25 protein-coding genes and 1 tRNA gene are annotated in these 25,426 nt (G+C 48.8%); 3 read left to right on the forward strand and 23 right to left on the reverse strand.

The genetic code is table 11. The annotated features are described in order from the left end of the window. Positions 1 to 336: 336 nt before the first annotated feature. From ABJU74_RS01060 to ABJU74_RS01075, 4 genes are read right to left on the reverse strand one after another with little or no spacing between them, the layout of a single operon-like run. Complete coding sequence (locus ABJU74_RS01060) at positions 337 to 1,362, reverse strand: glycosyltransferase family 4 protein (protein ID WP_348385728.1); 1,026 nt, start codon at positions 1,360 to 1,362, stop codon at positions 337 to 339. Continuing rightward, entirely contained in the window at positions 1,359 to 2,351 is a 993-nt protein-coding gene (locus tag ABJU74_RS01065; RefSeq protein WP_348385729.1) for a glycosyltransferase, read from the reverse strand. The genes ABJU74_RS01060 and ABJU74_RS01065 overlap by 4 nt, the downstream gene beginning before the upstream one ends. A gap of 24 nt (positions 2,352 to 2,375) precedes the next feature. After that, positions 2,376 to 3,305 carry a glycosyltransferase gene (locus ABJU74_RS01070; RefSeq protein ID WP_348385730.1) on the reverse strand — a complete coding sequence of 310 codons (930 nt, stop codon included), beginning with the start codon at positions 3,303 to 3,305 and terminating at the stop codon, positions 2,376 to 2,378. Beyond that, a complete protein-coding gene (locus ABJU74_RS01075) occupies positions 3,302 to 4,567 on the reverse strand; it encodes an oligosaccharide flippase family protein (protein WP_348385731.1) in 1,266 nt (421 codons plus the stop codon). Before ABJU74_RS01075 ends, ABJU74_RS01070 begins: the two co-directional genes overlap by 4 nt. Before the next feature lie 284 nt (positions 4,568 to 4,851). Between ABJU74_RS01075 and ABJU74_RS01080 the strand changes: the two genes are divergently transcribed. After that, complete coding sequence (locus tag ABJU74_RS01080) at positions 4,852 to 6,312, forward strand: WecB/TagA/CpsF family glycosyltransferase (RefSeq protein WP_348385732.1); 1,461 nt, start codon at positions 4,852 to 4,854, stop codon at positions 6,310 to 6,312. Between the two features lie 16 nt (positions 6,313 to 6,328). On the opposite strand, the gene ABJU74_RS01085 is transcribed toward ABJU74_RS01080, so the two are convergent. From ABJU74_RS01085 to ABJU74_RS01115, 7 genes are all read right to left on the reverse strand, one after another. Next, complete coding sequence (locus ABJU74_RS01085; protein ID WP_348385733.1) at positions 6,329 to 8,605, reverse strand: ATP-binding protein; 2,277 nt, start codon at positions 8,603 to 8,605, stop codon at positions 6,329 to 6,331. Positions 8,606 to 8,782: 177 nt separating this feature from the next. Beyond that, positions 8,783 to 8,858 (reverse strand) — tRNA-Thr (locus ABJU74_RS01090). A 41-nt stretch (positions 8,859 to 8,899) separates the two neighbouring features. Then, positions 8,900 to 9,772 carry a hypothetical protein gene (locus ABJU74_RS01095; RefSeq protein ID WP_348385734.1) on the reverse strand — a complete coding sequence of 291 codons (873 nt, stop codon included), beginning with the start codon at positions 9,770 to 9,772 and terminating at the stop codon, positions 8,900 to 8,902. 98 nt (positions 9,773 to 9,870) lie between these two features. Further along, a complete protein-coding gene (locus ABJU74_RS01100) occupies positions 9,871 to 11,073 on the reverse strand; it encodes a mechanosensitive ion channel (RefSeq protein WP_348385735.1) in 1,203 nt (400 codons plus the stop codon). Positions 11,074 to 11,195: 122 nt separating this feature from the next. Then, a complete protein-coding gene (locus tag ABJU74_RS01105; protein WP_348385736.1) occupies positions 11,196 to 12,188 on the reverse strand; it encodes an NADPH:quinone oxidoreductase family protein in 993 nt (330 codons plus the stop codon). Continuing rightward, entirely contained in the window at positions 12,185 to 13,534 is a 1,350-nt protein-coding gene (locus tag ABJU74_RS01110) for a serine hydrolase (RefSeq protein WP_348385737.1), read from the reverse strand. The genes ABJU74_RS01105 and ABJU74_RS01110 overlap by 4 nt, the downstream gene beginning before the upstream one ends. Beyond that, the gene (locus ABJU74_RS01115) at positions 13,518 to 14,837 is read right to left on the reverse strand and encodes a replication-associated recombination protein A (protein ID WP_348385738.1); all 1,320 of its coding nucleotides are present in this window, start codon (positions 14,835 to 14,837) and stop codon (positions 13,518 to 13,520) included. Before ABJU74_RS01115 ends, ABJU74_RS01110 begins: the two co-directional genes overlap by 17 nt. A 116-nt stretch (positions 14,838 to 14,953) precedes the next feature. Between ABJU74_RS01115 and ABJU74_RS01120 the strand changes: the two genes are divergently transcribed. After that, positions 14,954 to 15,415 (forward strand): hypothetical protein, encoded by a 462-nt coding sequence (locus ABJU74_RS01120; RefSeq protein WP_348385739.1) that lies wholly within the window; start codon positions 14,954 to 14,956, stop codon positions 15,413 to 15,415. 4 nt (positions 15,416 to 15,419) lie between these two features. Here the strand turns inward: ABJU74_RS01120 and ABJU74_RS01125 are convergent, their stop codons facing one another. Beyond that, a complete protein-coding gene (locus tag ABJU74_RS01125; protein WP_348385740.1) occupies positions 15,420 to 16,601 on the reverse strand; it encodes a glycosyltransferase family 1 protein in 1,182 nt (393 codons plus the stop codon). Between the two features lie 64 nt (positions 16,602 to 16,665). Here ABJU74_RS01125 and ABJU74_RS01130 point away from each other — a divergent pair, with 64 nt between their 5' ends. Next, on the forward strand, positions 16,666 to 17,328 hold the full coding sequence (locus ABJU74_RS01130; RefSeq protein ID WP_348385741.1) for an MOSC domain-containing protein: 663 nt from the start codon (positions 16,666 to 16,668) through the stop codon (positions 17,326 to 17,328). Here ABJU74_RS01130 and ABJU74_RS01135 read toward each other — a convergent pair. The 11 genes from ABJU74_RS01135 to ABJU74_RS01185 all read right to left on the reverse strand — a co-directional run bounded on the left by ABJU74_RS01135 (position 17,316) and on the right by ABJU74_RS01185 (position 25,346). Further along, positions 17,316 to 18,269, reverse strand: coding sequence for a hemolysin family protein (locus ABJU74_RS01135; protein WP_348385742.1), 954 nt, complete (start codon positions 18,267 to 18,269; stop codon positions 17,316 to 17,318). The two genes, ABJU74_RS01130 and ABJU74_RS01135, sit on opposite strands and share 13 nt — an antisense overlap. 17 nt (positions 18,270 to 18,286) lie before the next feature. After that, positions 18,287 to 18,799, reverse strand: coding sequence for an rRNA maturation RNase YbeY (gene ybeY / locus ABJU74_RS01140; protein WP_348385743.1), 513 nt, complete (start codon positions 18,797 to 18,799; stop codon positions 18,287 to 18,289). After that, complete coding sequence (locus tag ABJU74_RS01145) at positions 18,786 to 19,808, reverse strand: PhoH family protein (RefSeq protein WP_348385744.1); 1,023 nt, start codon at positions 19,806 to 19,808, stop codon at positions 18,786 to 18,788. The genes ybeY and ABJU74_RS01145 overlap by 14 nt, the downstream gene beginning before the upstream one ends. Next, positions 19,808 to 21,145, reverse strand: coding sequence for a tRNA (N6-isopentenyl adenosine(37)-C2)-methylthiotransferase MiaB (gene miaB / locus ABJU74_RS01150; RefSeq protein ID WP_348385745.1), 1,338 nt, complete (start codon positions 21,143 to 21,145; stop codon positions 19,808 to 19,810). The genes ABJU74_RS01145 and miaB overlap by 1 nt, the downstream gene beginning before the upstream one ends. Before the next feature lie 9 nt (positions 21,146 to 21,154). Further along, entirely contained in the window at positions 21,155 to 21,955 is an 801-nt protein-coding gene (locus ABJU74_RS01155) for a lysophospholipid acyltransferase family protein (RefSeq protein ID WP_348385746.1), read from the reverse strand. After that, positions 21,927 to 22,349 carry a Fur family transcriptional regulator gene (locus tag ABJU74_RS01160; RefSeq protein ID WP_348385747.1) on the reverse strand — a complete coding sequence of 141 codons (423 nt, stop codon included), beginning with the start codon at positions 22,347 to 22,349 and terminating at the stop codon, positions 21,927 to 21,929. The genes ABJU74_RS01155 and ABJU74_RS01160 overlap by 29 nt, the downstream gene beginning before the upstream one ends. A 114-nt stretch (positions 22,350 to 22,463) precedes the next feature. After that, positions 22,464 to 22,877 carry a MucR family transcriptional regulator gene (locus ABJU74_RS01165; RefSeq protein WP_348385748.1) on the reverse strand — a complete coding sequence of 138 codons (414 nt, stop codon included), beginning with the start codon at positions 22,875 to 22,877 and terminating at the stop codon, positions 22,464 to 22,466. Positions 22,878 to 22,997: 120 nt separating this feature from the next. Then, a complete protein-coding gene (gene rimI / locus ABJU74_RS01170; RefSeq protein ID WP_348385749.1) occupies positions 22,998 to 23,510 on the reverse strand; it encodes a ribosomal protein S18-alanine N-acetyltransferase in 513 nt (170 codons plus the stop codon). Positions 23,511 to 23,513: 3 nt separating this feature from the next. Then, positions 23,514 to 24,140: a tRNA (adenosine(37)-N6)-threonylcarbamoyltransferase complex dimerization subunit type 1 TsaB gene (tsaB, locus tag ABJU74_RS01175; RefSeq protein ID WP_348385750.1), complete on the reverse strand. Its 627-nt coding sequence runs from the start codon at positions 24,138 to 24,140 to the stop codon at positions 23,514 to 23,516. Positions 24,141 to 24,157: 17 nt separating this feature from the next. Next, positions 24,158 to 24,751, reverse strand: a complete 594-nt coding sequence (locus ABJU74_RS01180) for a malonic semialdehyde reductase (RefSeq protein ID WP_348385751.1) — start codon at positions 24,749 to 24,751, stop codon at positions 24,158 to 24,160. Between the two features lie 22 nt (positions 24,752 to 24,773). After that, the gene (locus tag ABJU74_RS01185) at positions 24,774 to 25,346 is read right to left on the reverse strand and encodes a NifU family protein (RefSeq protein ID WP_348385926.1); all 573 of its coding nucleotides are present in this window, start codon (positions 25,344 to 25,346) and stop codon (positions 24,774 to 24,776) included. Positions 25,347 to 25,426 lie beyond the last annotated feature (80 nt).

A 25,426-nucleotide genomic window follows, 5' to 3' on the forward strand; every position in this document is an offset into this window, starting at 1 on the left:
CGACGCGGTGCTCCAATCTCGTCGGCTCGCAAGCAACCGACTCGACCGCATTAATCAAGCCATATACATTGCCTTCTTTACTGATCGCTTGCGCGCAAACGGTTCAGTAGGGCCGTTTCTCAGCGTGACATGAGTGCATAAGGCATTGGAACTGGAATGAGGCTAGAGCGCTACGGTGATAGGTTGAGCAAAGGTACTACCGCGTGGCAAGTGATCAAGACTGGGATTGGTTGTCATTGTCACAATCCTCTAAATGGGCCCACAAGGGCAAAAAAATGGCCCCTGCAGTGATGCAGAGGCCATTGGCTGGTCCTTCACGGAAACTGGTTAAAGATGTTAAGCCACGGCTTTATCTGCGCTGACGCCGTGCAATTCATCGAATAGCGCGAGCCAATTGTGTATGCGATTTTCGGTTGCCCGGAGACAGTCTTCTCTGCCTGCAACTGACATGTTCACGAGTGGTAAGCTTCTGAGCTTGATAAGCAATTTGGCTGCGGCATTAGTGTCACCAAAGTTGATTGCGACACCCGCCTTACCGACTTGTTCAGGAAGTCCGCCCACCGGAGCCACCAGGATAGGGCGTGCCGCCAATCGGGCCTCCGTTGCTACGAGGCCATAAGCCTCGAATTTTGAGGGTACCGCAACAATGTCGCATTGCGATAGAAAATCCGACACATTTTCAACCTTCCCATAGAAGGAAATATTGGGATTTCCGGCCGCCAGTTTTTTTAACTTTTGCTCATCTGGACCAAAGCCGCCAATCTGCAATTGAATCTTGCTTTGTGGTTCCAGACTTTTGAAAACCGCAATTAGGTCTGCAAATCCTTTGTCGTCGACAAATCGCCCATAGGTTCCGATGATCAAAGGTGCATTGCGCGAGAAATGAGGGCGTTCCAATTGAAAAAGACCTGCCATATCGCTCCAAGGATAGATCACTTGGCTTTTTGGCGCTTGAAGAGCCGCCACTTTTTCTAACCATTTGGCCTGGGCGTTCGAAACGCAGACCACACGATCAAAAATTTTGTGGGCAAGCTTTAACATTGTATGAAATCGGCGATGATCCGGGACATTTATATTCTGCCATTCTTCCGAATAGCTATGTTCCATAAGGATCAGTTTCGCGCTCGGGTTGCGCGATGCCAGAGAATATAAAAACGGCAATGTCTTCCAGCTCACTGAAAAGTGCACCACGATCGCCGTGGCTTTAAATTTGGGTGCAATGCTCCAATCGGGATGTACTTCTTCTACAGCAAAATCATAGTGGCGCTGGAGGGCAGGGTGGCGGAAGAGTTCCAAGCTTTTGGTCACGCCGCCGAGCGAAAGATCATCCAACAGATGAATAATTTTGGGTCGATATATCATGTTGCTACTTTCACGCCAGTCCAACCGGAGGCGATTTTCGATGAAAGATTGGCGGGCAAGAAGCGAATAACTCCAGCGGCTGCGTATGTTACAGCTGATTTTAGCGGTTCTTTGATCAATGGTTTGGCAGAAATAGCATACGCATCTTTGAGCAAGGATAGCGCAAAAGCGCCATCGCCCATTTGTACTGACCGGCGTGCGAGATATCTCAATTGATAAGCCCGCGCCTCATCCCCGAATTGCGCAATGAAGCCCGGTGCTTTTTTGTTGGTTTTTTCAATAACACGGTTCCAGCTTTCATATTGGGCTGCAATATTGGCGGAAAGACCTCCGGAAACAATTCGATATTGAGTCAAATTCCCATCTATGCCTTCAAAGGCATATTCACCGGTCAACGCCATGCGAATCCAAAGTTCAATATCTTCTGATTGGCGGAATGTTTCGTCGAAATAACAGATTCTCATCGGTTCTTGAGGGTGACGAAAGGCAACGATGTCTAGAGCCGTTTTCCGAATGACCGGAGCCGATCCATTGCCGACTGGATTGCGCGTCAAAACATCCTTTGCTGTGACATTCTCAAGTTTTGGCCGCTGTGCTTGGCGCAACATATTGCCATTTTGATCAATAAACTGCGATCCGCTATAGCTGACACCGACCTCAGGATTGTTATCCAAATGAATTTTGTGCAGGGCCAGTTTTTCAGCTTCCCAACGATCATCAGAATCGATGAGCGCGATATAGTCGCCGCGCGCTGCCGAAATACCTGTATTTCGAGCGCCTGCTAGGCCGCGATTGCTTTGTTTGACAATATGGATTCGGGCATCGTCAAAAGTTTCACAGATTTCCATACTGGAATCAGAACCACCATCATCAACGATAACAAGTTCAAAGTCTGTAAAGGTCTGCGCCAGGACAGACTCAATGGCTTCGGCAACATATTTTTCTACATTATAGACGGGCATAACGACGGAGATTGCAGGATTATTCATGATGGATTCCTTGTAAAAATCAAATTAGGCAAAAAGTTGAATGCGTGCGGAACGCGGGAGCAAATGAGCAGAAAAAGCAGAGATTAGCGTCATCCATCCGCGTTTGGGATCGTTGAGAAATGCTTGAACATCCGAGTTCAACCCCTGCATTGCATAAGCTAAGGCAACTTTGGCAGGGGCACCGGCACGAAGTGCACGGCGAGACAGATATCGACAATAAATCGCTTCTGAAGCGCTGATCGTTTCGGCGCTGCTATAGCGATCTGCCAGCAGCCGCCAGCCAGCATACATAGCGGGCAAATCCACGGATAAACCATCAGGACTCAACCGATAGTCGACAAGATATTGATCGAGGCCGGCAATTTCAAAGCCTTGACTGACGATACGGGCCATCCATTCTTGGTCTTCAGCATAAGACATGCCGGCTTCAAAACCACCCACGGTTTCAACCGTTGTTCGGGAAACGACGAGATTAGACATAGTGCAGGCCGGGTTTTCGGCAATGACTTGATCAACCGTTAAAGAACCCCAGTGGATAGTAGAATAAGTCTTGGCATTGTGCCCATCGGTACCATTTTGATCCATGAACCCGATTTTGGCGTAACTGGCATCTATGGCCGGATTGGCTTCGTGGAAATCCCGATGTGCTTGCAGCTTGTTGGCGCGCCACAGGTCATCGGCATCAAGAAAAACCATCAGTTCTCCCCGTGCCAGTTCCATACCCAAATTTCGGGCTTTTGAAACACCACCATTAGATTGGGAAACCAGCTTAATGCGCTGATCTTTCTCCGCGAAACCCATCATAATGGTCAAGCTGTTGTCGGTTGAACCATCATCGACCATGATCAATTCAAAGTCGCGATCACTTTGATTTAACACAGAGCGGATCGTGGCAGAAAGATGAGCAGCCGCGTTGTAAACCGGTACAATTACTGAAAAATAGGGACTGTTCATTGGAAAACCTCCTTAAACTTTGAAACGGGTTGTGTGGATAGAAATAGGGTGTAGCTGATGATGACGATGCTGGTTCCCAGCACCCATCCTGTCGCTGCGGACAAAAGTCCCCACTGGGCACCGATCAGCATAGTCATCAAAGCCAACACACAGACAGTCAGACCGAACCAAGCATCAAGTGGTGCTCGTCCTTCTGCTCTGAGATATGCGGAAGCAATTGCGCTCATGGCTAAAGGGATACCAGCGAGCGAAAGAACCTGAATAAGCGGAATGGCGTGAACCCAGTGGGAACCGAAAATAATCGGAACATAAATTGGAGCTAGGAAATATTGAACCGCGGTTAGGCTTCCGAAAATTGCCAGACCGGCCGCAACGCTAAAATGGATGATTGTGCGATTTTGAGCTTGATCTTTCTTGTTGCAAAGATGCGGAAAAATAACCGTGCCGAAAGCAGTTGCGAGCGCACTGACAATCCCTATTCCTGCGTTGAATGCGAAATAATAGGTGCCGAGAGCGGAAACACCGAGAAAGGCGCTAATGATAAGCTTGTCGAGATTGTTGCGAACAGCCAAGAAAATGTCCGTGGCCAATATCGCTGCACCGAAGTTCAACATGTCCTTATAAGGGGCTGCTGCTGTTGCAAGATCAGGGCGCCAATCGTCTGCATGACGCATCATCACCAACCATAATGGCGCGGTCATAAGCTTGGGAATGACAATGGCCCATGGGCTGGCCCAGATAAACACCAGAATTCCAGTTAGGATATGATCTGTGATTGTTTGTACGGCTCCGATTTTAGCAACTTTCGCGAGTTTTTTAGTCCGCATCAATCGAAAGCACTGAACCAGCCCGCCTGGCATGAAAAAATAGACGCCGCACAATATCGCGAGCATTTGAGCTGCGAGGCTTTGTTCAAAATAGAAATGCAACAAAGCGGCGGCGACCAATTGAATGGCTGCGACGATGCTGCACCAGATCCAGAAGATGCGGTGAGCGGCAATGCAGGTTGCTGCCAAATCACTGTCGTGGGCTGCAATAATTTTTTGGCCAACACCGATATTTGCGATCACGCGAATCAATTCAAATAGGCTAAGGGTTAGCGCCGCTACGCCGACAAGATCGGGTGCGAGTTGGCGCGCTATTATTATAACAACCAAAATGCGAACGATACGATTGGCAAGTTCTGCCGAACCAAACGCAACCAGGCCGCGTAATATAGAAGATACGCTGCTTTTCTGATTTTGAACTGCGAAGGTGGACATGAACGAATTCCCAAAATTGATTTGCACCAACCTTTTCAATTGCCGTGCCAGTTTTCGGGAATCGGGGATTTCCGGGTGGAAATATAGTTACCGGAATTTTTACTCGCATTCTGCGTTTGCAAAGCGGGTGAGATGATTTGCATTTTGCGAAAAGTTTCGCATTTTGGGTCAGATGTCCAATGTGTTTTTCAGTTGTTAACTAACTAAATCATTGAAAAGTAACATTTATAGAAATATGGCACGAGAAATGCGGAGTATGTTTCCAAACAAATTGGAGACGCAAAATGAGTATGTATCAATCCGCTCAAAATTTCTCAGAGAATAACAGCCGTCAAATATCGCCGCTTTTAATCGGTCGTGAAACCATCTCTGAACTTGCGGTTTCGCTTTATGATAAAGCGGCTGTTTCTCTATTTGGGTTGGGCCTAGTGAGTGGCAGTTACAAGAAAGTCGCTTCCAAAATTGTTGCTAGCGCACAAAATGATGAGCGCAACATTGTTCAATTTGTCAATGCACATTGCATCAACATGATGACGCAAGATGCCGCTTATAAAGATGTTCTGGAAGCAGCCGACATATTGTTGCCCGATGGATCAGGATTGCGGTTGGCGGGACATATTTCCGGCAGTGGTGCAATCAGCAATTTAAATGGAACCGATCTTTTCCCACATATTTGCAAAGCGGCTGCGCAAGCGGGCCAATCTATTTATCTCTTGGGTGGCAAACCAGGTATTGCTTCGGCAGCTGCCAAAAATATGCGCAAAAAATATCGTGGTCTGGAATTTGCTGGAACGCAAAATGGCTATTTCGATCGTGAGAATGATGCAGAGATTATTAACCAGATTAATCAATCAGGAGCAAAAATCTTAATGGTGGGCATGGGTGTCCCCGTGCAAGAAAAATGGATCGCCAAATATCGTGATCAACTGAATGTTCCTGTGATCATGGGGGTGGGCGGTCTGTTTGATTATTATTCCGGCAGTATTCCTCGCGCACCAGCATTGGTGAGAAAGCTCGGATGCGAGTGGATTTGGCGATTTGCCATGGAACCGCGTCGTTTGGCCGGTCGTTATATCTGGGGCAACAGTATGTTTATCGCCCGTTCCTTACAACATGGTTTTATCGCACGCGGCCATGCCGATCGTTATGCCGCCGCTTCAAAGCGCACATTGGACTTGTCTATCGCTCTTTTGGCGCTGCTTCTCTTAGGGCCTCTAGCGGCGGCCATTTGCTTGTTTATCACTATGGAAGACCGGGGATCTCCCTTCTTTCGCCAAACCCGTATTGGGGCTGATGGTAAGCCGTTTAAAATTTGGAAATTCCGTTCCATGTATAAAGATGCAGAGGCACGCAAAGCGCAACTGCAGCAGCAAAATGAGCGCGATTCCGTCTGTTTCAAAATGAAAAAAGATCCACGAATTACCCGCATTGGCAAGCTGATCCGTCGAACATCACTGGATGAATTGCCTCAGATATTGAATATCTTGACTGGAGAAATGTCGGTAGTTGGCCCACGTCCTGCTTTGCCCAACGAGGTCTTGGCCTATAAAGATAAAGAACGTGGACGTCTCGAAGGAAAACCAGGTTTAACCTGCATCTGGCAGGTTTCGGGACGGGCGGATATCCCGTTTGAAAAACAAGTGGAGATGGATCTCGACTATCTTTCCAACAAATCTCTGTTCCGTGATTTAAAATTAATAACCCAGACGGTTCCAGCCGTCATCACCGGACGAGGTGCTTACTAGGTCTCGAGCATCTTGTTCATTCCGTTCGCCGATCTGAAATTTTTTCAGATTGGCGAATGGCATTGAGGGTAAAGTCCAAAATTTCGGCAATTGGTCGCAACAGATCGGCGTCTTGAATCTGACCAGACTGATGCACCGCATCAATTTTCTCGAGCAGCGAGAAAGCACCAAATCCATTGCATATACCACGCAGCGCGTGATGGGCAGATCTTACGCCATCTTGATCACCGGCCATCCACGCGGCGTGAAACTTATCGTGCCAACTTTGAATATCTTCGCAGACGGCATTGATCAAAGCGGTTCTCCGACCTTCAGGAACCGAAAATACCTGCTCCCTAAACTTGTTTAGATCGATCACATCCGCGCGGCCGAAAACAGGAACCGTATCGTCTTTTTCTGAAGCGGCATTGTCGATCACTTCGCCCAATCCGCAAATTTGACCAATAGCATAATTTAAACCGGCCAAGTTGATCGGTTTCGCAATCACACCGTCCATCCCGGATGCCAAAATGGCCGATCGTTCATCCTCTGCAGCAAAGGCGGTGACGCCATATATCGGGATTTTTCCATGTTTTTTGTGAGATCGAATTTGCCGGGTCGTATCCATGCCGTTCATCGGCATCCACACATCCATCAAAATGCCATCAAACCGATCTTTGTCGAGCGCATCGAGAACTTTCGAGCCATCATCAACAACCTGAGCATCGCAACCCATGGTTTCGAGCATGGCGGATATGACAATCTGATTGGCTTCCACATCTTCCGCCACAAGAATTTTCGGAGGCCGACCATTGATGGTGAGTTTTTTGATATTTTGAGCAGAAGATATTTGGGGCGTGATACGATTTTCATCGCCAATATTGACGAGAATTTCGAACCAGAAATTACTCCCTTTACCGGGATTGCTTTCCACACCAATTTGACCGTCCATCGCTTTGACAATGCGTTTGCAAATGGACAGACCCAATCCGGTCCCTTCAATATCGCTGTTGCTGGCCTCTCCGCGATCAAAATCATCGAACAGACGTTTTTGGACATTGATCGGAATGCCATCACCTGTGTCGGAGACTGCCAGTTTCAGGGACTTTTCGTTACCGTCTTCCAAAAAGCTCGCGGACACACAAATATCTCCCGCGCTGGTATATTTAATGGCATTGCTGATAAAATTGTCGATTATCTGTCGCACGCGCGTCGGATCAGAAATGATGAATTCGGGACAATTTTGTGAAATTTCCAATGCGACATTCAATTTCTTCTTGGCCGCAAGCGGGCGCCAAGTGCTAACGGCTTTATTGAGCAAATCATGGAGATTCATATCTCGCATTTTAATGTCGAGCTTCCACCCATCTGTGCGCGCATATTCGATGATATCGGCCAATAGGAAGAGCATTTGATCACTGCTTTGCCGAGCGAGATCCAATTGCTCTTGTTGTTCTGCATTGAGCTCTGAAATACTCAGCAACTCCAGTGTCGCCATAACGGCGTTCATCGGGGTGCGAATATCATGGCTCATCATCGCGAGAAATCGTGATTTTGATTTATCTGCGGCCACCGCTTCTGCGCGCGCATCTTCTAGAGCAGCGCCCATAATTTCCATTTCGGATAGACGTTCTGCCAGCTGTTCGCTTTTTCTTTCTTCTTCTGTCCGCGCTTTTTTGAGATCTTCAGAAATATTTTCTAGCTGTTTCGCACGGCGTTCGCTGAGTTTGAGCAATACTTGTTCTTGACGCTCGGCTTGATGTTCTTTGGTGATATCGCGAACCGCGCCATATCCAAAGAAACGCTCGCCATCTGGCGACCGGCTTTGGGTTACAGACCATCGCAGCCACCGCACATTGCCAAAATCGTCGCAAAAGCGAAAATCGCGTTCGATATTTTTATCGACCAAGTCACCGCGATCGGCTGCCAACAGAATGCCTATGGCCTCCTCACGATCTTGGGGATGGACCATTTTGGCAAATTGCTCAAAACTGGTAACTGGTGTTTTGGAGCCGACAACATCAGCGAAATTGTTTGAACCCACAAATCGTTTGTCTTCGTCACCATGGAATGTGGCAACATTGGCTAGCTTTTGTGCACTGACCAAAGATAGAGTTTGGCGGTTTACATGCTCTAGAAGCTCCGCTTCTTTTTGGCGCAAAATTTCTTCGGCAGCAGTGAGCGAACGGCTTTTGGTTTCTAATAGATGTTCGGCTTCCTGCCGAGCCGCTTCACTGCGCGCCAGCCTGCGTTCCAAAAGTGGTATGGCATTTTGTGCGTTTTTCGCATCAGAATTTTCAGACGACTCATCCATAGTGTACCGAAGTAATAGTGTTTTTATCACCGGTGAACGAGGTTTATTGTTGTATCATCTTCTATTCGTTCACAGGTTGATTTGTCTTGATACTCGCCAGAAGCTAGAATTGTCTTAATATTGCACGGCTCGCCTTTAGGCAAGAATGGCTAAGGCGAATGGCTAGATTTTAGGTGATGGTGCCGAATATCCGACTCGAACGGATGACCTACCGCTTACAAGGCGGTTGCTCTACCAGCTGAGCTAATTCGGCGCTGGTTTAGTGGCTGGAGCCAATAACGAGCGCTCTTTGCTTCAAAAAACTCCAAAGGTCCAGCCCTCTTTTTCAGCAATTTCATCTGTTAGACGAGGTGGTTGCCACAGCCTAGGCGCTATGCTGGCAGTTTTCATCCATGCGGCTGTGATTATAGCATCGGCACTGTGGTCGTCATATCGCGATAATTCGCCGGGCAGGGGGGTGTTGAGCTTGCGCAAGGCGTGCTCAAGCCCCACGCGATCTCTAATCTTGCTTTTGCCTTTGGGCATACCAGCCGCGAGTGCAGCGATTGTTGTATAAATTTCCACGATCATCGGCCCGCTTTCCGGTATCGGATCAAATGGCCATATCGGAATAGAGTCGTTGAGTTGATGCAACATCCTCATGCCCGTCAAACTGGATTTTCCAACCTGTGCAGCGCCAACCAGATTAAAGCAGCTAGTACTATTGGTTTGCCCGGTTATTCGTTGATGTTCTTCAACCACGCGCAACCGCCCGCTACCCCCTGAAAATAGATCGCCGAGATCATCGCGACTATGACGAAAATGTCGCCGCGCTTGTGGGTGATCAAGAAAAGATAAAATGTTTAGATGCGGATCATTTACTGACAATGATTCCACCAACTGCCATAGCTGACGGGCGTTGGCGGGGCTCTCGGACCATTCCGGGAAATAGCAATCTCTATCCAGATATGGCAGTGCCATGGAGAGATCAAAGCCGACAAGCATGTCGGATTTTTTATGAGCAAGTGCAATCAACCAGTCGCGAATATCTTCCCGGGACCAACGCGGGTCCTTGTCAATCAACGCGGGCGGACCTTCCATTCCTATGGTTGCAGCGGCAATGCCAATGGGCCGCTCCGTCTTCGCGCCAGACCAATCAATACAGGTAAATTCAGTAAACTGGCGCATATCCGACTTTTAACTCGCCGCTCCTGGAATTGACAGCACCCATAAGAAAAGGGCGGATCTCGCGAGACCCGCCCTCAAATTCTTGATTGAAATGCTGTTTACTTAGCAGCTGGTTTCTTTGCCGTTTTGGCGTCCCCAGATTGCAAGTTTTCCAGCGTCTTTGCTGCAGCATCGCGGCCGCCAAGACCGAAGGCCAAGGCTGCGGCAACGCTTCCACCAATAACCAACGCGCCGAAAGCCATGTTGATGATCGAGTCCGCGAGGCCCATATATTTGAGGCCCATTGCGACAAACAGTACGATGGTTGCATATTTGACGATTTGTCCGCCCATGCCGCCGTCAGATGCGCCGCCAACAATTTTGGACAGGATGTTTGCAATCATGAAGCCAAGGCCAATAATCACACCGCCAAAGATCACTTTACCGCCCAGACCCAATACTTCGTTGAGGATGCCGGTCAATTCAGGGAATTGAAGCATGCGTGTTGCAGCAATAGCAGCGAACAGCATGATCGCGATAATCACCGTCTTCGATACAACCGAAGATGCTGTTGCTTTCTCAGGCAGAATGCCAAGCGCTGCAACCGAACGATCAACACCAAGGCCTGGCAACACTTCTTCGATCAAACCGCCAACCCAACGTGCAATCATATAAGCAATGCCGAGCAAGATCGCGGCACCAATGACGAGCGGGATGGATGTGAAGATTGTGTCGAGAAGCGCCGTCGCTGGGCTCGTAATAGCCGACATTTGCAACGCATCAAGAGCCAATATCGCAATTGGGATCAGGATCAACACATAGACAACAGTACCGATGGTTTTGCTGATCGTGCTGTTGCCTGTGACTTCTTCTGCACCGGCTTTATTTGCCCATTTGTCTAAGTTTACCGTCATCATTGCAGTTTCGACAATTTGTTTGACGATTTTGGCAACAATGGAGCCAACAAAGAAAATGATGCCAGCGCCGACAATATTAGGGATGAAGCCCATGACATTATCAAGCAGGGTCTGCAGCGGCTCGATAACATTGTTGAGACCGAATGTCTGCAAAATGGCAATGAGACCGAACAACCAAATCAACAAGGACACGATTTTTCCGAGGGATTTTCCGATGGATTCACCAGAACCAGTGTCGCGTTGTAACAGGCTGATATTGTCAACCAATTTCGCAAAAGCCCATTTGGCGGCTTTAGCGATCAACCATGTAACGACCAGAATTGCTATTGCAATTCCGATTTTGCCGCCCCACGCCATGATGAGCTCAGTATCGAGCGCATAGTTTCCTATTCTCAATCCATCCATTATTTTTCCCCTTGTTGTGAAAATGACTATTCAACCGGTGCGTTACCACGTTCGGGATATCAGATATAGTGTTGAGTAGTCATTTGGCTGTCAGATAATGTAATCATATGTAACATGGTCGTTCATATTGTCATTTTTATAGCCACACGGCCAATGGCTTCGCGTTTTTCCAAGACACGCAAGGCATCTCCGGCTTGTTCCAATGGAAAGCTATGCGAAATATGAGGGCGCATCACGCCCTCTTGAGCCAAGCATTTTAGAGACTTATTGCTTTGAGCAGCAAGAATGGGATCTCGGCGACCACTTTCTCCCGCGCGCAAGCCGATCAGGCTATAACCTTTGATAAGCGCGTGATTGGCCGGAAAGGAAGGAATATCGCCACTTGCAAAACCGACGATTAAATATCGTCCGCCCCATCCAATTGCCCGTGTCGCGGTGATCGATAGATCACCGCCTACCGGATCAAAAACAACATCTACGCCTTTGCCATCGGTGAGTTTTTTCACCGTCGCTGCCAAGTCAGGATCGGCGGGATCCAGGCTGTGGTCAGCACCAGCTTGATCAATTGCCTGGCGTTTTTCATCGCTTGATCCAGTGGCAATGATGGTTGCGCCCTTATATTTGGCCAGCTTAACCGCGGCCATGCCGACACCGCCACTCGCTCCGAGGATCAAGATTGTTTCGCCTTCGGATAAATTGGCCTTGTCGTTCAAGGCGTGCCAAGCAGTTATCGCGGCTCCATGCCAGCATGCTCCTTCGGCGAAGGACAGGCTTGATGGCAGTTCTCGGATCGCGGCCATGGGCAGGACGATTTGTTCTGCAAAGCCATTGCCTTTACTGCCCCCCATTATCCGATCTCCCGGTGCGTAATCCTTAACACCGGCCCCGACTTCCAGAATTTCGCCAGCTATTTCTATTCCAGGAACAAATGGCGGTTCGGGACGAAATTGATATTTGCCATAGGTCATGAGCAGATCTGGAAAATTGAGACCTGCAGCTTGCACGGCTATGCGGACTTCGCCGGGCTTTAGTGGTTTAACCGGCAGTTGCTCAATCTTGACAGAATCTGGTCCCGTTAAAGCCGTGCATATAGCGGCGCGGTAGCTATTCGTCATGGATTTGTGGCCTCTATGATGTCCCGGGAAAAACCGGCGATATCAAAACGGTTGTCGCGTGTATCATATCCCCGACGGACGATGACCAAATCGCGGGAAGGAATGATAACCAGAAATTGCCCGCGATTGCCGAAAGCGGCAAACGTATCTTTGGGAATACCGTCTGATTTGTTCATCAACCAAAAACTGGCACCATAACCAAATTCGCGATCCGGTTGCGGTCCGGATGGGCTGCTGACATATTTGCGCCAGTTTTCGGGCAACAGTCTTTTTCCGCCCCACATACCATTATTAAGATACAGCATACCCATGCGACCGAGATCCCGCGCAGTTGTCCAAACTTGGCTGGAAAGAATATAATTATTCTGCCAATCCGTCTCCGCATAGGTGCGGGTCATGCCGATTTTCTGGAAAAAATCAAAAGGATCAAAAGCACCCGATCGCGCCGCATGCACAGCCAGCAACGTATCATTATTGGCATATCGAAACCGCGACCCGGGAGGATATAGAAGCGGCCAGTTTACCGCGCGCTGAGTTACGGTTGCGCCGCCCATGTAAATGGGGTCAGTGCGATTACCTGCCGTATCACTTGTCAGACCGCTGGACATGCGCAAAAGCTGATCCAAAGTGATTTCTCGGCGCGGATCGAGGGCGCTCATCCATTCCATAATTTTTGCCGGTGCGTGAACATCCGAAAATCCTTGCTCAACACTATGTCCGATCAAGGTTCCGGCCATTGATTTTGCAACCGACCAGGTGCGTTGGGCAGTGTGCATATCATGGCCATTTTTATAGCCTTCGAGCAGGATCTTCCCATTTTGGATTATCAGGAAGCCGCTCGTTTTTCCGCCATATTTCTCCGTATCAAAAGCGGCATTATGCAACTGTTGAACCGGTTTTGGTAATTGTGCAGGATCTATTGCGGCATTGCGATCACCATAGGGCCAAGCCCGTTCATCTTGAAACGTCCGCAATTTAGGCGGCTTGGAAAAAGCCAATCCAGCAGAGCCAATTGGCATGGCTGTGCATCCTGTTAGTGGATTCCAAAAAGCAATTCTGGGTTCCAAATCCGGATTGAAAGATACCCGCACTTGCCGTTTTTCCTGATCGATCTCGGTAGTCAAATCGGGAATAATCGGTTCAACACGATCATAGATGCCGGTTAATTCGTCGGCTTCAATATCCGCCAGCGATTTGCCCCCATTCCAAAGACCGGAGCAGATAAATTGCGCTTTGTATCCGGCCGCCAAGGCCCGATCATAATCCGATGATTCTGATGAAGTTTGCGCCGTAACGGGCATGGCCAGAAACTGGCTCAATAGAATCGTTTTAACCAACCATTTCACGTCTGAGTTTCTCCCAATAATCAAGTCTTTCGCGGACCTTCCTTTCAAATCCTCGGTTTACGGGATTGTAAAAGTTGTCGCTGTCCATTTCTTCAGGCCAATAATTGTCCCCGGAAAAGCCTTCATCCCGTTCATGATCATAGCTATAATTTTTGCCATAACCGATATCCTTCATCAATTGAGTCGGCGCATTAAGGATATTTTGTGGCGGCATCAGAGAACCGGTTTGTTTCGCCGATTTCCAAGCGGCTTTCTGCGCAACATAGGCGGCATTGGATTTCGGCGCCGTGGCACAATAAAGACAGGCTTGGACGATCGCCAATTCTCCTTCGGGACTGCCCAAAAATTCATAGGCATCTTTGGCGGCTAATGTTTGGAGCAGGGCTTGGGGATCCGCCAATCCGATATCTTCGCTGGCAAACCGGACCAATCGCCGCAAAACATATAAAGGTTCTTCGCCCGCGACTAGCATCCGCGCGAGATAATAGAGAGATGCTTGAGGATCCGACCCGCGCATAGATTTATGCAAAGCGGAAATCAGATTATAGTGACCTTCACGATCCTTGTCATAAACCGCCATTCGGCGATGCAATAATGCCGCCAACTCAGCTGCATCTAGTGGTTCTGCAATATCCATTGAGAACAAAGTTTCGGCCTGGTTGAGGAGAAAACGGCCGTCACCGTCAGCGCTTGCGATTAGCGCTTCCCGCGCAATGTCGGTAACCGGCAAGATTTGGCTCAGCAACGCTTCTGCCGCTTCCAACAATTGCCCCAGCGCCTGGCTATCCAAACGATTGAGGATTAGAACCTGGGTTCGGCTGAGCAAAGCGGCATTTAGCTCGAAGGACGGATTTTCGGTCGTGGCACCAACAAGAATGACCGTGCCTTTTTCGACATAAGGCAAAAAACTATCTTGTTGAGAGCGATTGAACCGATGAATTTCATCGACAAAGAGTAAAGTCTGTTTCCCGTTATTTTGTTGTTGCTCGGCTTGGGCAAACACTTTTTTCAAATCGGCGACACCGGAAAATACAGCCGATATCGCCTTGAAATGCAGATCAGTTTCATTGGCAAGCAGGCGGGCCAGACTGGTTTTGCCAGTGCCAGGCGGTCCCCAGAAAATGATGGACGAGAATTTACCAGCGACGATCATCCGGTGCAAAGCGCCATTTTCTCCGACCAATTGATCCTGGCCAACAATCTGATCCAGTTTTTTTGGTCGCAATTGCTCGGCTAGCGGCGCATGTGGCGAAACTGTTTCGGACGTTTGCTGATCATCATCAATGTCGAAAAAATCATTCATCAGATGATGTTATGGCATCTTCCTCATCAAAAACTAGTGCCATCAAACGCGGGCCTCAAAATTTTGTCTGAGTGCAAAGCCATGATATGCATCCCAGCGGAAAGGGGATGATGATTATGTCTACACTTGAAAATGACGATGGACTTGTCGACGCAAAACCGAAGACGCCCTGGCATTTATGGGTAGTTGGTATTCTGGCCGTATTATGGAATTCGGGGGGAGCGGTTGATTATACGATGACCCAAACCCAGAACAAAGATTATCTGAGCCAATTTACGCCAGAACAATTGGACTATTTCAGTTCCTTTCCGGCATGGGCAGATGCCTTTTGGGCCTCTGGGGTGTGGGGCGCTTTTATCGGCTCACTGCTGATCTTGCTGCGCAGCCGCCATGCTTTGACCGCTTTCGTAATTTCACTATTTGGTCTTGCGGGATCCACCGTGCACCAATTGATTGGAGATATGCCGCCAAGTTTAAACACGCCGGGCATATGGGTGTTTACAGCGGTGATTGCTTTGTCGATTATATTGTTGATTATATATGTACGAAAAATGAAGGCAAACGGCGTTTTACGCTAGGTTTCTAGCGAATAGCTTCTTGTTTGATCGGGCTTTGTCCAGATTGGCGTTGGCGAATGAGACGCATATAGGTTTCCGCTACGGTCTGATTAATCTGATCCCAGCTAAACTCATCCGCACGCCGTTCGCCTGCAGATCCATGAGCCTTGCGAATATCCGAATCTTGGCAGTAAATCTGAAGTACATCGGCAAAATCCCGGATAGCGCCTGGGGTTACGAGACGACCGGATTGCTTGTCTTTTACCAGGCTTTGACTGCCGGTCGCTTTAGCCGCGACAACCGGTATTCCGCAGGCCATGGCTTCAAGGGTTACATTACCAAAAGTTTCGGTAACCGATGGGTTGAATAGCATATCCATGCTGGAAACGGCACGGCCCAAATCATGACCTTGTTGAAAACCAGCAAAAATGGCCTCGTCTACGCGATCTTCAAACCATTGCTGGGCCGGTCCTTCGCCGATAATCAAAACCCGATGCTTGATTCCCCGTCGCTTCAATTCGTCAATTGTGTCAGAAAAAACATCCAGTCCTTTTTCCATCACCAATCGGCCAAGAAAACCAATGACAGGTTCATCGTCCGCTATACCGAAGGCCTGACGCCACGCATGATCTCGCTTCGAAGGATTGAAAACATTTTTGTCTACGCCGCGGGACCAAATGCCCACATCGTAATTCATTCGCTGTTGCCGCAGCACCTGCGCCATAGATTCTGATGGTGCGACCAACGCGTCACAGCGTCTATAGAGGCGCCGCAAAATGGCTTCGATAACCGGTTCGAGAAACGCGAGATTATAATAGCGCGGATAGGTTTCAAAACGCGTGTGTACCGATGCCAAAACCGGAATATCTTGTTTGCGCGCCCAGCTCACCATCCTGTGACCGACCCGATCAGGACTTGAAATTTGCATGATATTGGGCTGGAAAGCCGCCAAATCTCGTTTTGCACTGGCTGAAAGATGTGTGGGAAAGCGATATTCTCCGCGTCCCGGGAAAGCGATGGACGGGACGCTGATCAAATCCCCGGTGGGCTCAAAAGCCGGTGTATCCGTTGTAGGGGAATAGACGCGAACAGCGGCTCCTTGCCGCAAAAGATATTCCGCTAACCGGTTTAACGCTTGGTTGGCGCCATCGCGGACAAAATTATAATTACCGCTATATAAGGCAATGCGAAGGTCACTAATTTCCATTTGGATCTTCAAGCATAATGTGAGGCAAATTGCCATTATGAACTTGGCAGGTTAGGCGTGAGAAATGATTGAAACAAAAATTGACATGCTTCTGATTGGAAGGCCAAGGCCGTTTCGCGAAGATGGCGAAATGAGTGCAATCAGTAAAATACCGGTCAATAAGCCGCTATTGCTGGACTATGAGGGTTTGGATGGCAATCAAGTTGCCGATCCGGTGCATCATGGCGGCACCGACAAGGCCATCCATTTTTACCCGGTGGAACATTATGCCTTTTGGCGAGAAAAATATCCTGATCTTGATCTGCTCAACCGTCCCGGTGCGTTTGGTGAAAATATAAGCTGCACAGGATTGACCGAAGGCAGCTTGTGTCTTGGTGATGTTTTTCGCATCGGCAATGCGCGTATTGAATGCAGCCACGCGCGCCAGCCTTGTTGGAAACTCAATCACCATTTCGGTCAAGCTGATGTGTTGAAAACCGTAGTGAAAACCGGGAAGTCGGGAAGCTATTTTCGTATATTGGAACCGGGAGAAATCTGCATGGGAGATCGTATCATCCAAGAAGATCGCCCCTATCCCCAGTGGACTTTGGAGCGCCTGTTTGGGATGATTATTGGCGGTAAGCACAAAGGGCAGGGAAGCGCTCTATCGGAATTGGCTGCGATAGATGAATTGGCTGAAACCTGGAGGAAAAGAGCCTTTGAATTGGCCAAAACTCAATCAGATTGAGCTCTTGTTTCTTCTTTGCTCTTTGCTGGAATGAGCCGCAACCTTGTCACACGGCGATCATCAGCTTCCAAAATTTCAAGTTGCCAACCGCTGGGATGTTCCAGCAATTCGCCTTTGGTTGGTATATGGCCGGCCAGTACAAAGGACAGACCGCCAATTGTGTCGACATCCTCTTCGATTTCAGCCAGCGCTGGATCAATTTCTTCGCCGACATCTTCCAGTTCAGCCCGCGCGTCCGCTTCCCATACACCATTTTCAAGCGGCTTAAGCATCGGGACGGGTTCGTCATCATGCTCGTCTTCGATATCGCCGACGATTTCCTCAACAATATCTTCAATCGTCACAAGACCCTCTGTGCCATTATATTCATCGAATATAATCGCCAAATGAATCCGTGTGGCCCGCATTTCTGCTAATAAATCAAGCACACCCATGGATTCCGGAACAAATCGGGGTTGCCGCAAATAGGGTGTGATATCCGAAGGCGGTTTGCCACCTTTGGCAACGATTGCGAATATATCTTTGATATGAATCATACCGATAATTGTATCGAGATTCTCTTTGAAAACCGGAATACGGCTATGGCCATGTTCTGAGAAAATTTCGACATATTCCGAAAAGGGGGCGCTCTCTTCAATCGCGATTATATCAGCCCGTGGGACCGCAATATCATCGACGCGGTGATCACTGAAATGTAGCAAGTTTCGCAGCATCTCCAATTCAACGGGTGAGATGTCCGCATCGCCTTTCTTCTCGTCTTCTCCGTCATTTTCGTGCTCATCGATAACTTCTTCGAGCTGCGCGCGGAGAGAATTATCTTCCGTTTCTCCAAAAACCAGAGCTTTCAGGTTGCGCCATATTCGTCCCGGTTCATCCTCTTCGCCGCGCGATGCTCCCGCGTTGCGACCGCTGGATCCGTTACTTTTATTATCGTCTGACATAAATTGTTCTTAATCACTCATTGTGAAGGTTGTTCGGCATAGGGATTCGCAATGCCAATTGTGTGAAGGGCTCTGGTTTCCAACGATTCCATAATCTCGGCTTCTGCATCTGTTTGGTGATCATAGCCTAAAAGATGCAAAACGCCATGAACCATCAAATGCGATGCGTGATCCGCCATGGCGATAGACTTTTCAACGGCTTCCTTGGAACATACGGCATGAGCCAAAATTATGTCACCCAACAGAATTTCTCCATCATCGCTATTGCTCAAAGATGGCAGGAGATCTGCAGGGATTTGCGGAAAAGACAATACATTGGTCGGTTTGTTTTTTCCGCGATAAGCCACGTTTAATGATTGAACTTCAGCATTGTCGGACAATTTTATACTAATTTCTACGGCAAAATTTTTGTTCGTTAAAGCGCCATAGGAAGATAAAGACAGTGCAGCATGAGCAGCATCTTCGCTTCTTTTTCGCCAATCTATCCCGTCTTGCCAATCGGGTCCCGTATCGAGCTCAACTTGCAGCATCTTTGCCTTCATAGGCTTCAACAATTTTGCCGACCAAAGGATGGCGGACGACATCCGCAGCGCCAAATCGGACGGTGCTGACACTTTCCACATTTTCCAATTTGTTAACCGCATCGGCGAGCCCGGACGTTGCACCGCCGGGTAAATCAATCTGTTTTGGGTCGCCGCAAATCACCATCCGACTGTTCATGCCAAATCGAGTGAGAAACATCTTCATTTGAGCGGCTGTAGTGTTCTGCGCTTCGTCCAAAATCACGAAGGCATCCGCCAATGTGCGGCCACGCATAAACGCAATGGGTGCGATTTCTATTTCGCCACTTTCAATCCGGCGTTCCACCTGCTCAGCCGGCAAAGTATCATAAAGCGCGTCGTAAAGCGGGCGCAGATACGGATCGACTTTTTCTTTCATATCGCCAGGAAGGAAGCCAATTTTTTCTCCGGCTTCTACCGCGGGTCGGGACAGGATCAGGCGATCTACGGAACCGGTTATCAGTTGTGAAACGGCTTGCGCAACGGCCAGATAGGTTTTTCCGGTGCCAGCTGGGCCGAGTGCGAAAATCATGTCATCGCGCGCCAATTTTTCCATATAATCCGCTTGCCGCACAGAGCGTGGGAAAATAGTCTTTTTACGGGTTTTGATCATCACCTTAGGCGGTGCAGAAATATCAGTTTTATTTTGTGCTTGCTCGGGTTTGGTGCTTTTCGACACGCGCGGATCGGCTACCATCCCGATAATCGCTTCGACAACAGCCGCGTCAATTTCTTGCCCTTCTTCGAGACGATTATATATGCCCGTGAGCACATCGCGCGCGTGCGTAGCGGCTTCTTCTTCCCCTTCAATTTTCAATTTTGTGCCGCGCGCTGCAATATAGACCCCAAGACGATTTTCAATCGCCACAATATTACGGTCATATTCGCCGAACAGATCTCCCAAAATTTGAGGATCATCAAACTCGATATCTAATGTCACCAGATTGACTTTGCTCTCGGCAGTGGTTTTTTTGACCATTAAGCGGCTTCTCTCTGTGTCAGCTTACCTTGCAGGCTATTGGGCCCCGCGCTTTCTATCGTCACGTCCACCATGTCGCCAATTGCAAGCTCGGGAGCAATGATATGAACAGATTGCAACCATGGTGTTTTTCCAACCAATTGCCCATCTAATTTGCCATTGCGTTCTAATAAAATATCCGTTTGGCGGCCGAGCGCTTGCTTGTTGAAATCATATTGTTGCTCGTTAAGTAAGGCTTGCAAACGTTGCAGGCGTTCGTTCGTCACTTCAGGCGGAATTTGATTTTCCATGACCGCCGCAGGAGTTCCCGGGCGCGGAGAATATTTGAAGGAATAGGCCTGCGCATAATTGGCCTCGCGCACGACAGAGAGCGTTTCCTCAAAATCGGCATCAGTTTCGCCAGGAAAGCCAACGATAAAATCGCCGGAAATAGCAATATCAGGACGAACATCACGGATGCGGCGTAATATTTTGAGATATTCCTCCGCGGAATGTGACCGGTTCATTGCTTTGAGAATGGGGTCACTGCCGGATTGTACCGGAAGATGCAAATAGGGCATTAGCTTAGGAACGTCGCCATGCGCGGCGATTAAGGCATCGGTCATGTCATTGGCGTGGCTGGTTGTATATCTTATCCGTTCCAATCCATCTATTTCGTTGAGACGGCGGATCAGCCCGTCGAGACCTTGTTTCTTGCCAGTGTCATCATTGCTAGACCAGGCATTCACATTCTGGCCAAGCAGCGTAATTTCTTTGACGCCTCCATCGACAAGGGCCTGCGCCTCTGCGATTAAGTCTGACCAAGGCCGAGAAATTTCCGCTCCGCGCGTATATGGCACAACACAATAGGTGCAAAATTTGTCGCAGCCTTCCTGAACCGTCAAAAACGCTGTGGGGCGCGCCTGCTTTTTTCTTCCGGGCAGCACATCAAATTTTGAATTTGCTGGCATGTCAGTATCCAGCGCTTTTTTCCCAGACTTGGCCCGATCAATAAGCTCGGGCAAGCGATGATAGGCTTGTGGGCCGACGACAATATCAACACTAGGTGCCCGGCGGGAAATTTCTTTGCCTTCGGCCTGAGCGACGCATCCGGCCACAGCAATCATCGGACTCTTGCCATCTTTACCGCGCAGCCGACCGATATCAGAATAGACTTTTTCCGCCGCCTTTTCACGGATGTGGCAGGTGTTCAAGACAACCAAGTCGGCATCTTCGCCTTCGTCGGCGTTGCTCATGCCTTGATCGACGAGCATTTCTGACATGCGTTCGCCATCATAGACGTTCATTTGGCAGCCAAAGGATTTGACGCGGAATTTCTTTGGATTGGTTCGATTCATAGCCGCTGCCTATACAACGGGCTCTCCGGACTGGGAAGCGGAAAGCGCGTCTGCAATTCTGCGCTCTGCTTCGGCACAAATGGCCTTACGATCTCCAAATTCTGCGGGGTTAAAAGGTTCCAGAAAATGTAGTGTCGTCGAGATAATTCCCCAACGTGAGAAAAGATGAAGCGCATTGTCCGCTGCCGGTTGTTCGCCGACCCAGGCAATATTTCTGCTGACCGAGCCATAGTCGAGCAGCATGGGTTGCACCATGATCGGTTTAGGCGGCGGTGCCATAGCTTGGAACAGGGAAGGCTTGAATGGCAACAGGCTGTGACCGTCTGTCGTCGTTCCCTCAGGGAATACCGTGATGGGATATTTTTCTTCAATTGCTTCGCGAATAATATCAATTTGATTGCCCACTTGCATGCGATCGGTTCGCGAAACAAATATGGTTTTATTGATACGGCACAACCAACCGATGATCGGCCAACTGGCGATACCGTCCTGTGCTACGAACGTGCAACCGGTTACGCCTGCTATGACAGGAATATCGAACCAGCTAATATGATTGGAAACATAGAATACATCATGTTTCAGCCGTTGACCGTTTGTTTTGATTACGGCACCGCAATTGGTTGCCACTAGTCGCAGAAATAGTCGCGGCCATGGTGATGGCAAACGAAATAGCCGCCACAGATAATGAAGCGGCAAGCAGATGACCAATGTCAACGCGATGGCACAGGCCCGCAAAGCGATGAGCAGAATCCCGATAACTGAGACAGACAGTTTTTCCGTCTCAGTCTTTCCGGTCAGAGGATACGCCATATAGCTCCATACGGTGATCGACCAAACGATAGCCCAGTTTCTCTGCAATCTGTTTTTGCAGCGCCTCTAACTCGGGATCGACAAATTCGATGACCTTACCGGTTTCAACGTCAATGAGATGGTCATGATGGGCTTCGGGAACCGCTTCGTAACGGGCCCGGCCATCTCCAAAATCGTGACGATCCAAAATACCGGCTTCTTCGAAAAGACGGACAGTCCGGTACACCGTTGCAATGGAAATACGCGAATCCACTGCCGATGACCGTTCGTGCAAAGTTTCGACATCGGGATGATCATCCGCTTCTGAAATGACGCGAGCGATAACTCTGCGTTGATCGGTTATCCGCAAACCTTTTTCTGCGCATAGTTTCTCAAGATCAATTTTGTCTGGCATTTGCTCCGTCCTGATATTTACCCAACACTCTATTCTGGGTGTTCGATAAAGCAAAGGGAAAATTGCGATTCAGAATCGCGATTTTCAGCAAATAAAATCAAGAACCCATCGTGGCTAGGGCTTTTTCTTTTTCTTTCCCAATCCGATCGCTTTTGCCAATTCGCGCCGTTGTTCTGCGTAGTTTGGAGCGACCATGGGATAGTTGCTAGGCAGCCCCCATTTGGTGCGATAATCGTCGGGCGTCATGCCATAATGAGTCATGAGATGGCGTTTCAGCATCTTCAGTTTTTTGCCATCTTCCAAACAGATTACGTAATCTGGCTTGATCGACGACTTGATAGCAACAGCTGGCTCTGGCCGCGCTTGCTCAGCGGCTCTGCGTGATAAACCTGCCAAAGCTCCGTGCACATTGTTGATAATCAGCGGCAAATCCGAAACCGCAACGCTATTGTTGCTGACATGGGCGGCAACAATGTCTGACGTAAACGCGATGAGCGTCTCGTTCAGAGCAACTTCTTCCTCTGTCATATAAACCTCTTTGCGACCATTTTATGGTTTTAGTTTTATTATGCGTGTCTGCTGACATGACATAAGAGGATTATCAATGATCAAACTTTATAGTGTGGCGTATTTGCGTTACTCTAAGGATTAGAGCTGTTTCTTGTAGGTAATCGCGTCAAATTTTTCCTTATTATCGCCCGTATAATAAGCCGGTCTTGTTCCGATTTTCTCAAACCCCAGTCGTTGATAGAGATTTTGTGCCGGATTGTTGGAACGGACTTCAAGAAATACAGCGCTTACGCCATTGCGCACGGCATCATCAAGAAGCCGTTCAAGAAGAGCAATGCCTATCCCATGCCCTTGATGTTGCGGACTAACAGCGATCATGAGCAGCTCTTCTTCTCCTGCAAGGCTTCTACTAATCGCAAACCCACAGGATTCATCCTCAATATTGGCTATCATCAATTGTGTGCCAGGCAGGCAAAGCATGGACCGGCATTGATGTTCGTTCCAGGATTCTCCGTAAAGCGGGGAAAATGCTGAATTCATGATGGCCATCACCAGCTTCAACTTTTCCATTCCTGCATATTCCAATGCAATGATCGATGCCTCGTTTACAGCGGATGGATCGTCATGGGGAGGAGAAAACAAGCTGCTCATGAATCAAGTCGAGTCTTGCGGTTGTGCATCGGGAGCCCGGCCATAAATGGGTATGGTTGGTAAATACTCATAATTTTGCGGCAAGGCCAAAATTTGAGCGGCATCCGGTAAAATGGTCTCGAAAGTGGCATCATCGGTTAAGCTTGCCAATTGCGCCGCGGCAGAGCCAGCATAAAATTCCGCTGACCGGTTTTTTTGTGCCGCATCCGGGACCAGCGACAAAAGCGCGTCGCTGGCATGGCCATTGCTTTCAAAATTCTGTACGAAATACTCGCCATGACCGCCTAGCATCGCAACATAAACCGGGCTTTGTTGAGTCATGTTCTGTAATGCTTGTGCTGCGACTAACGCCAAGCATTGATAGCCCGCAATTTCGGCTTGCCAGGCCAGAGCCAATGCTTTCGCAGCCGACAGGCCAATGCGGACGCCGGTAAAGCTGCCGGGGCCGCAATTGACGAAAATTTTGTCAGCGCGTCCTTTGTCCGGCAATTGCGCGATCATTGGAACGAGCTTCTCTGCATGCCCGCGACCAATATCTTCAAAATAAGAAGCAACCAATTTGTCATTTTCGAACAAGGCTACGGAACAAGCCGTTGTTGCGGTGTCGATAACGAGAAAACGGTGGCTCATCGAAAAACGATCAACTGCTATATGATCGCGTTGAATTTTTCGAAGGCGGGGCGAGGGCTGCGATCAAATATTGTCGACGGATCCCCATAGCCCAAAGTTGAAATGAAATTCGATTTAACGCTTGGTTGATTACCAAAAAATGCGGCATCGACTGCACCATTGTCGAAACCTGACATTGGCCCTGTATCCAAACCCAAGGCCCGCGCCGCCAGAATGAAATAGGCTCCTTGAAGAGAACTGTTGCGCATGGCCGCTTCTGCCCGGCCATCAGCATCGCCTTCAAACCAGCTTTTGGCATCGATATGTGGGAATAGTTCCGGCAGATGTTCGTGAAAATTATAATCCATCCCAATAATCACAGTCGCCGGGGCCGCAATGATCTTTTCTTTATTCCCGTCTCCGGCACAGTCAGCGAGCTGTTGTTTAGATTGCTCGCTATGGCACCAAATCAGGCGAGCAGGGAGCATGTTGGCGCTGGTTGGTCCCATTTTCATAAGGTCCCAAATCGCATGGAGCTGCTCGACCGAAACGGGCCTGTCATGATAACCATTATAAGTACGGGCATCGTTGAACAGCTGATCGAGTGCAGCTTTGTCGAGGGGCTGATTCATGTCTTTTCCATAAATTGGCGGTTTAAGCGGCTCTGACTTCAATCACTTCCGGCACATAATGTTTGAGGAGTGATTCAATCCCATGTTTCAAAGTGGCGGTGGATGACGGGCAGCCAGCGCATGCGCCTTGCATTTTCAAAAAGACGACGCCCTTGTTAAAGCCACGATAGACTATATCTCCACCGTCATTTGCAACCGCAGGACGAACCCGAGTTTCGATCAATTCCCGGATTTGGGCGACAATGTCTGCATCCTCAGGATCATCATGCACCTCTTCTTCGGGGGGAATATATATTTCACCCGCTGAGCCTGGTTTAAACAGCGGTAAATCTGCGGAGAAATGATCGAGCAAAATGCTCAGCACTTGAGGCTTGACGTCCATCCATTCTGACCCGGGTCCGGCCGTGACCGACACAAAGTCTGCGCCGAAAAATACCCCGGTCACATCGCCTAGTGTGAACAAGGCTTCTGCGAGCGGTGAAATTTCTGCTTCTTCTGGCGATGCAAAGTCCCGCGTACCATCAGCCATCACTGTCTGGCCCATTAGAAATTTCAAGGTGGACGGGTTGGGTGTTTTTTCTGTTTCTATAAGCATGGTCCACATGTGGGACCATTTTGCCCGGCTATCAAGGCAAAATTCGCATCTGTGATTGAAATGATTTGCAGAATTAATTC

The organism is Parasphingorhabdus sp. (assembly GCF_039982415.1).
Classification (GTDB): Bacteria; Pseudomonadota; Alphaproteobacteria; order Sphingomonadales; family Sphingomonadaceae; genus Parasphingorhabdus.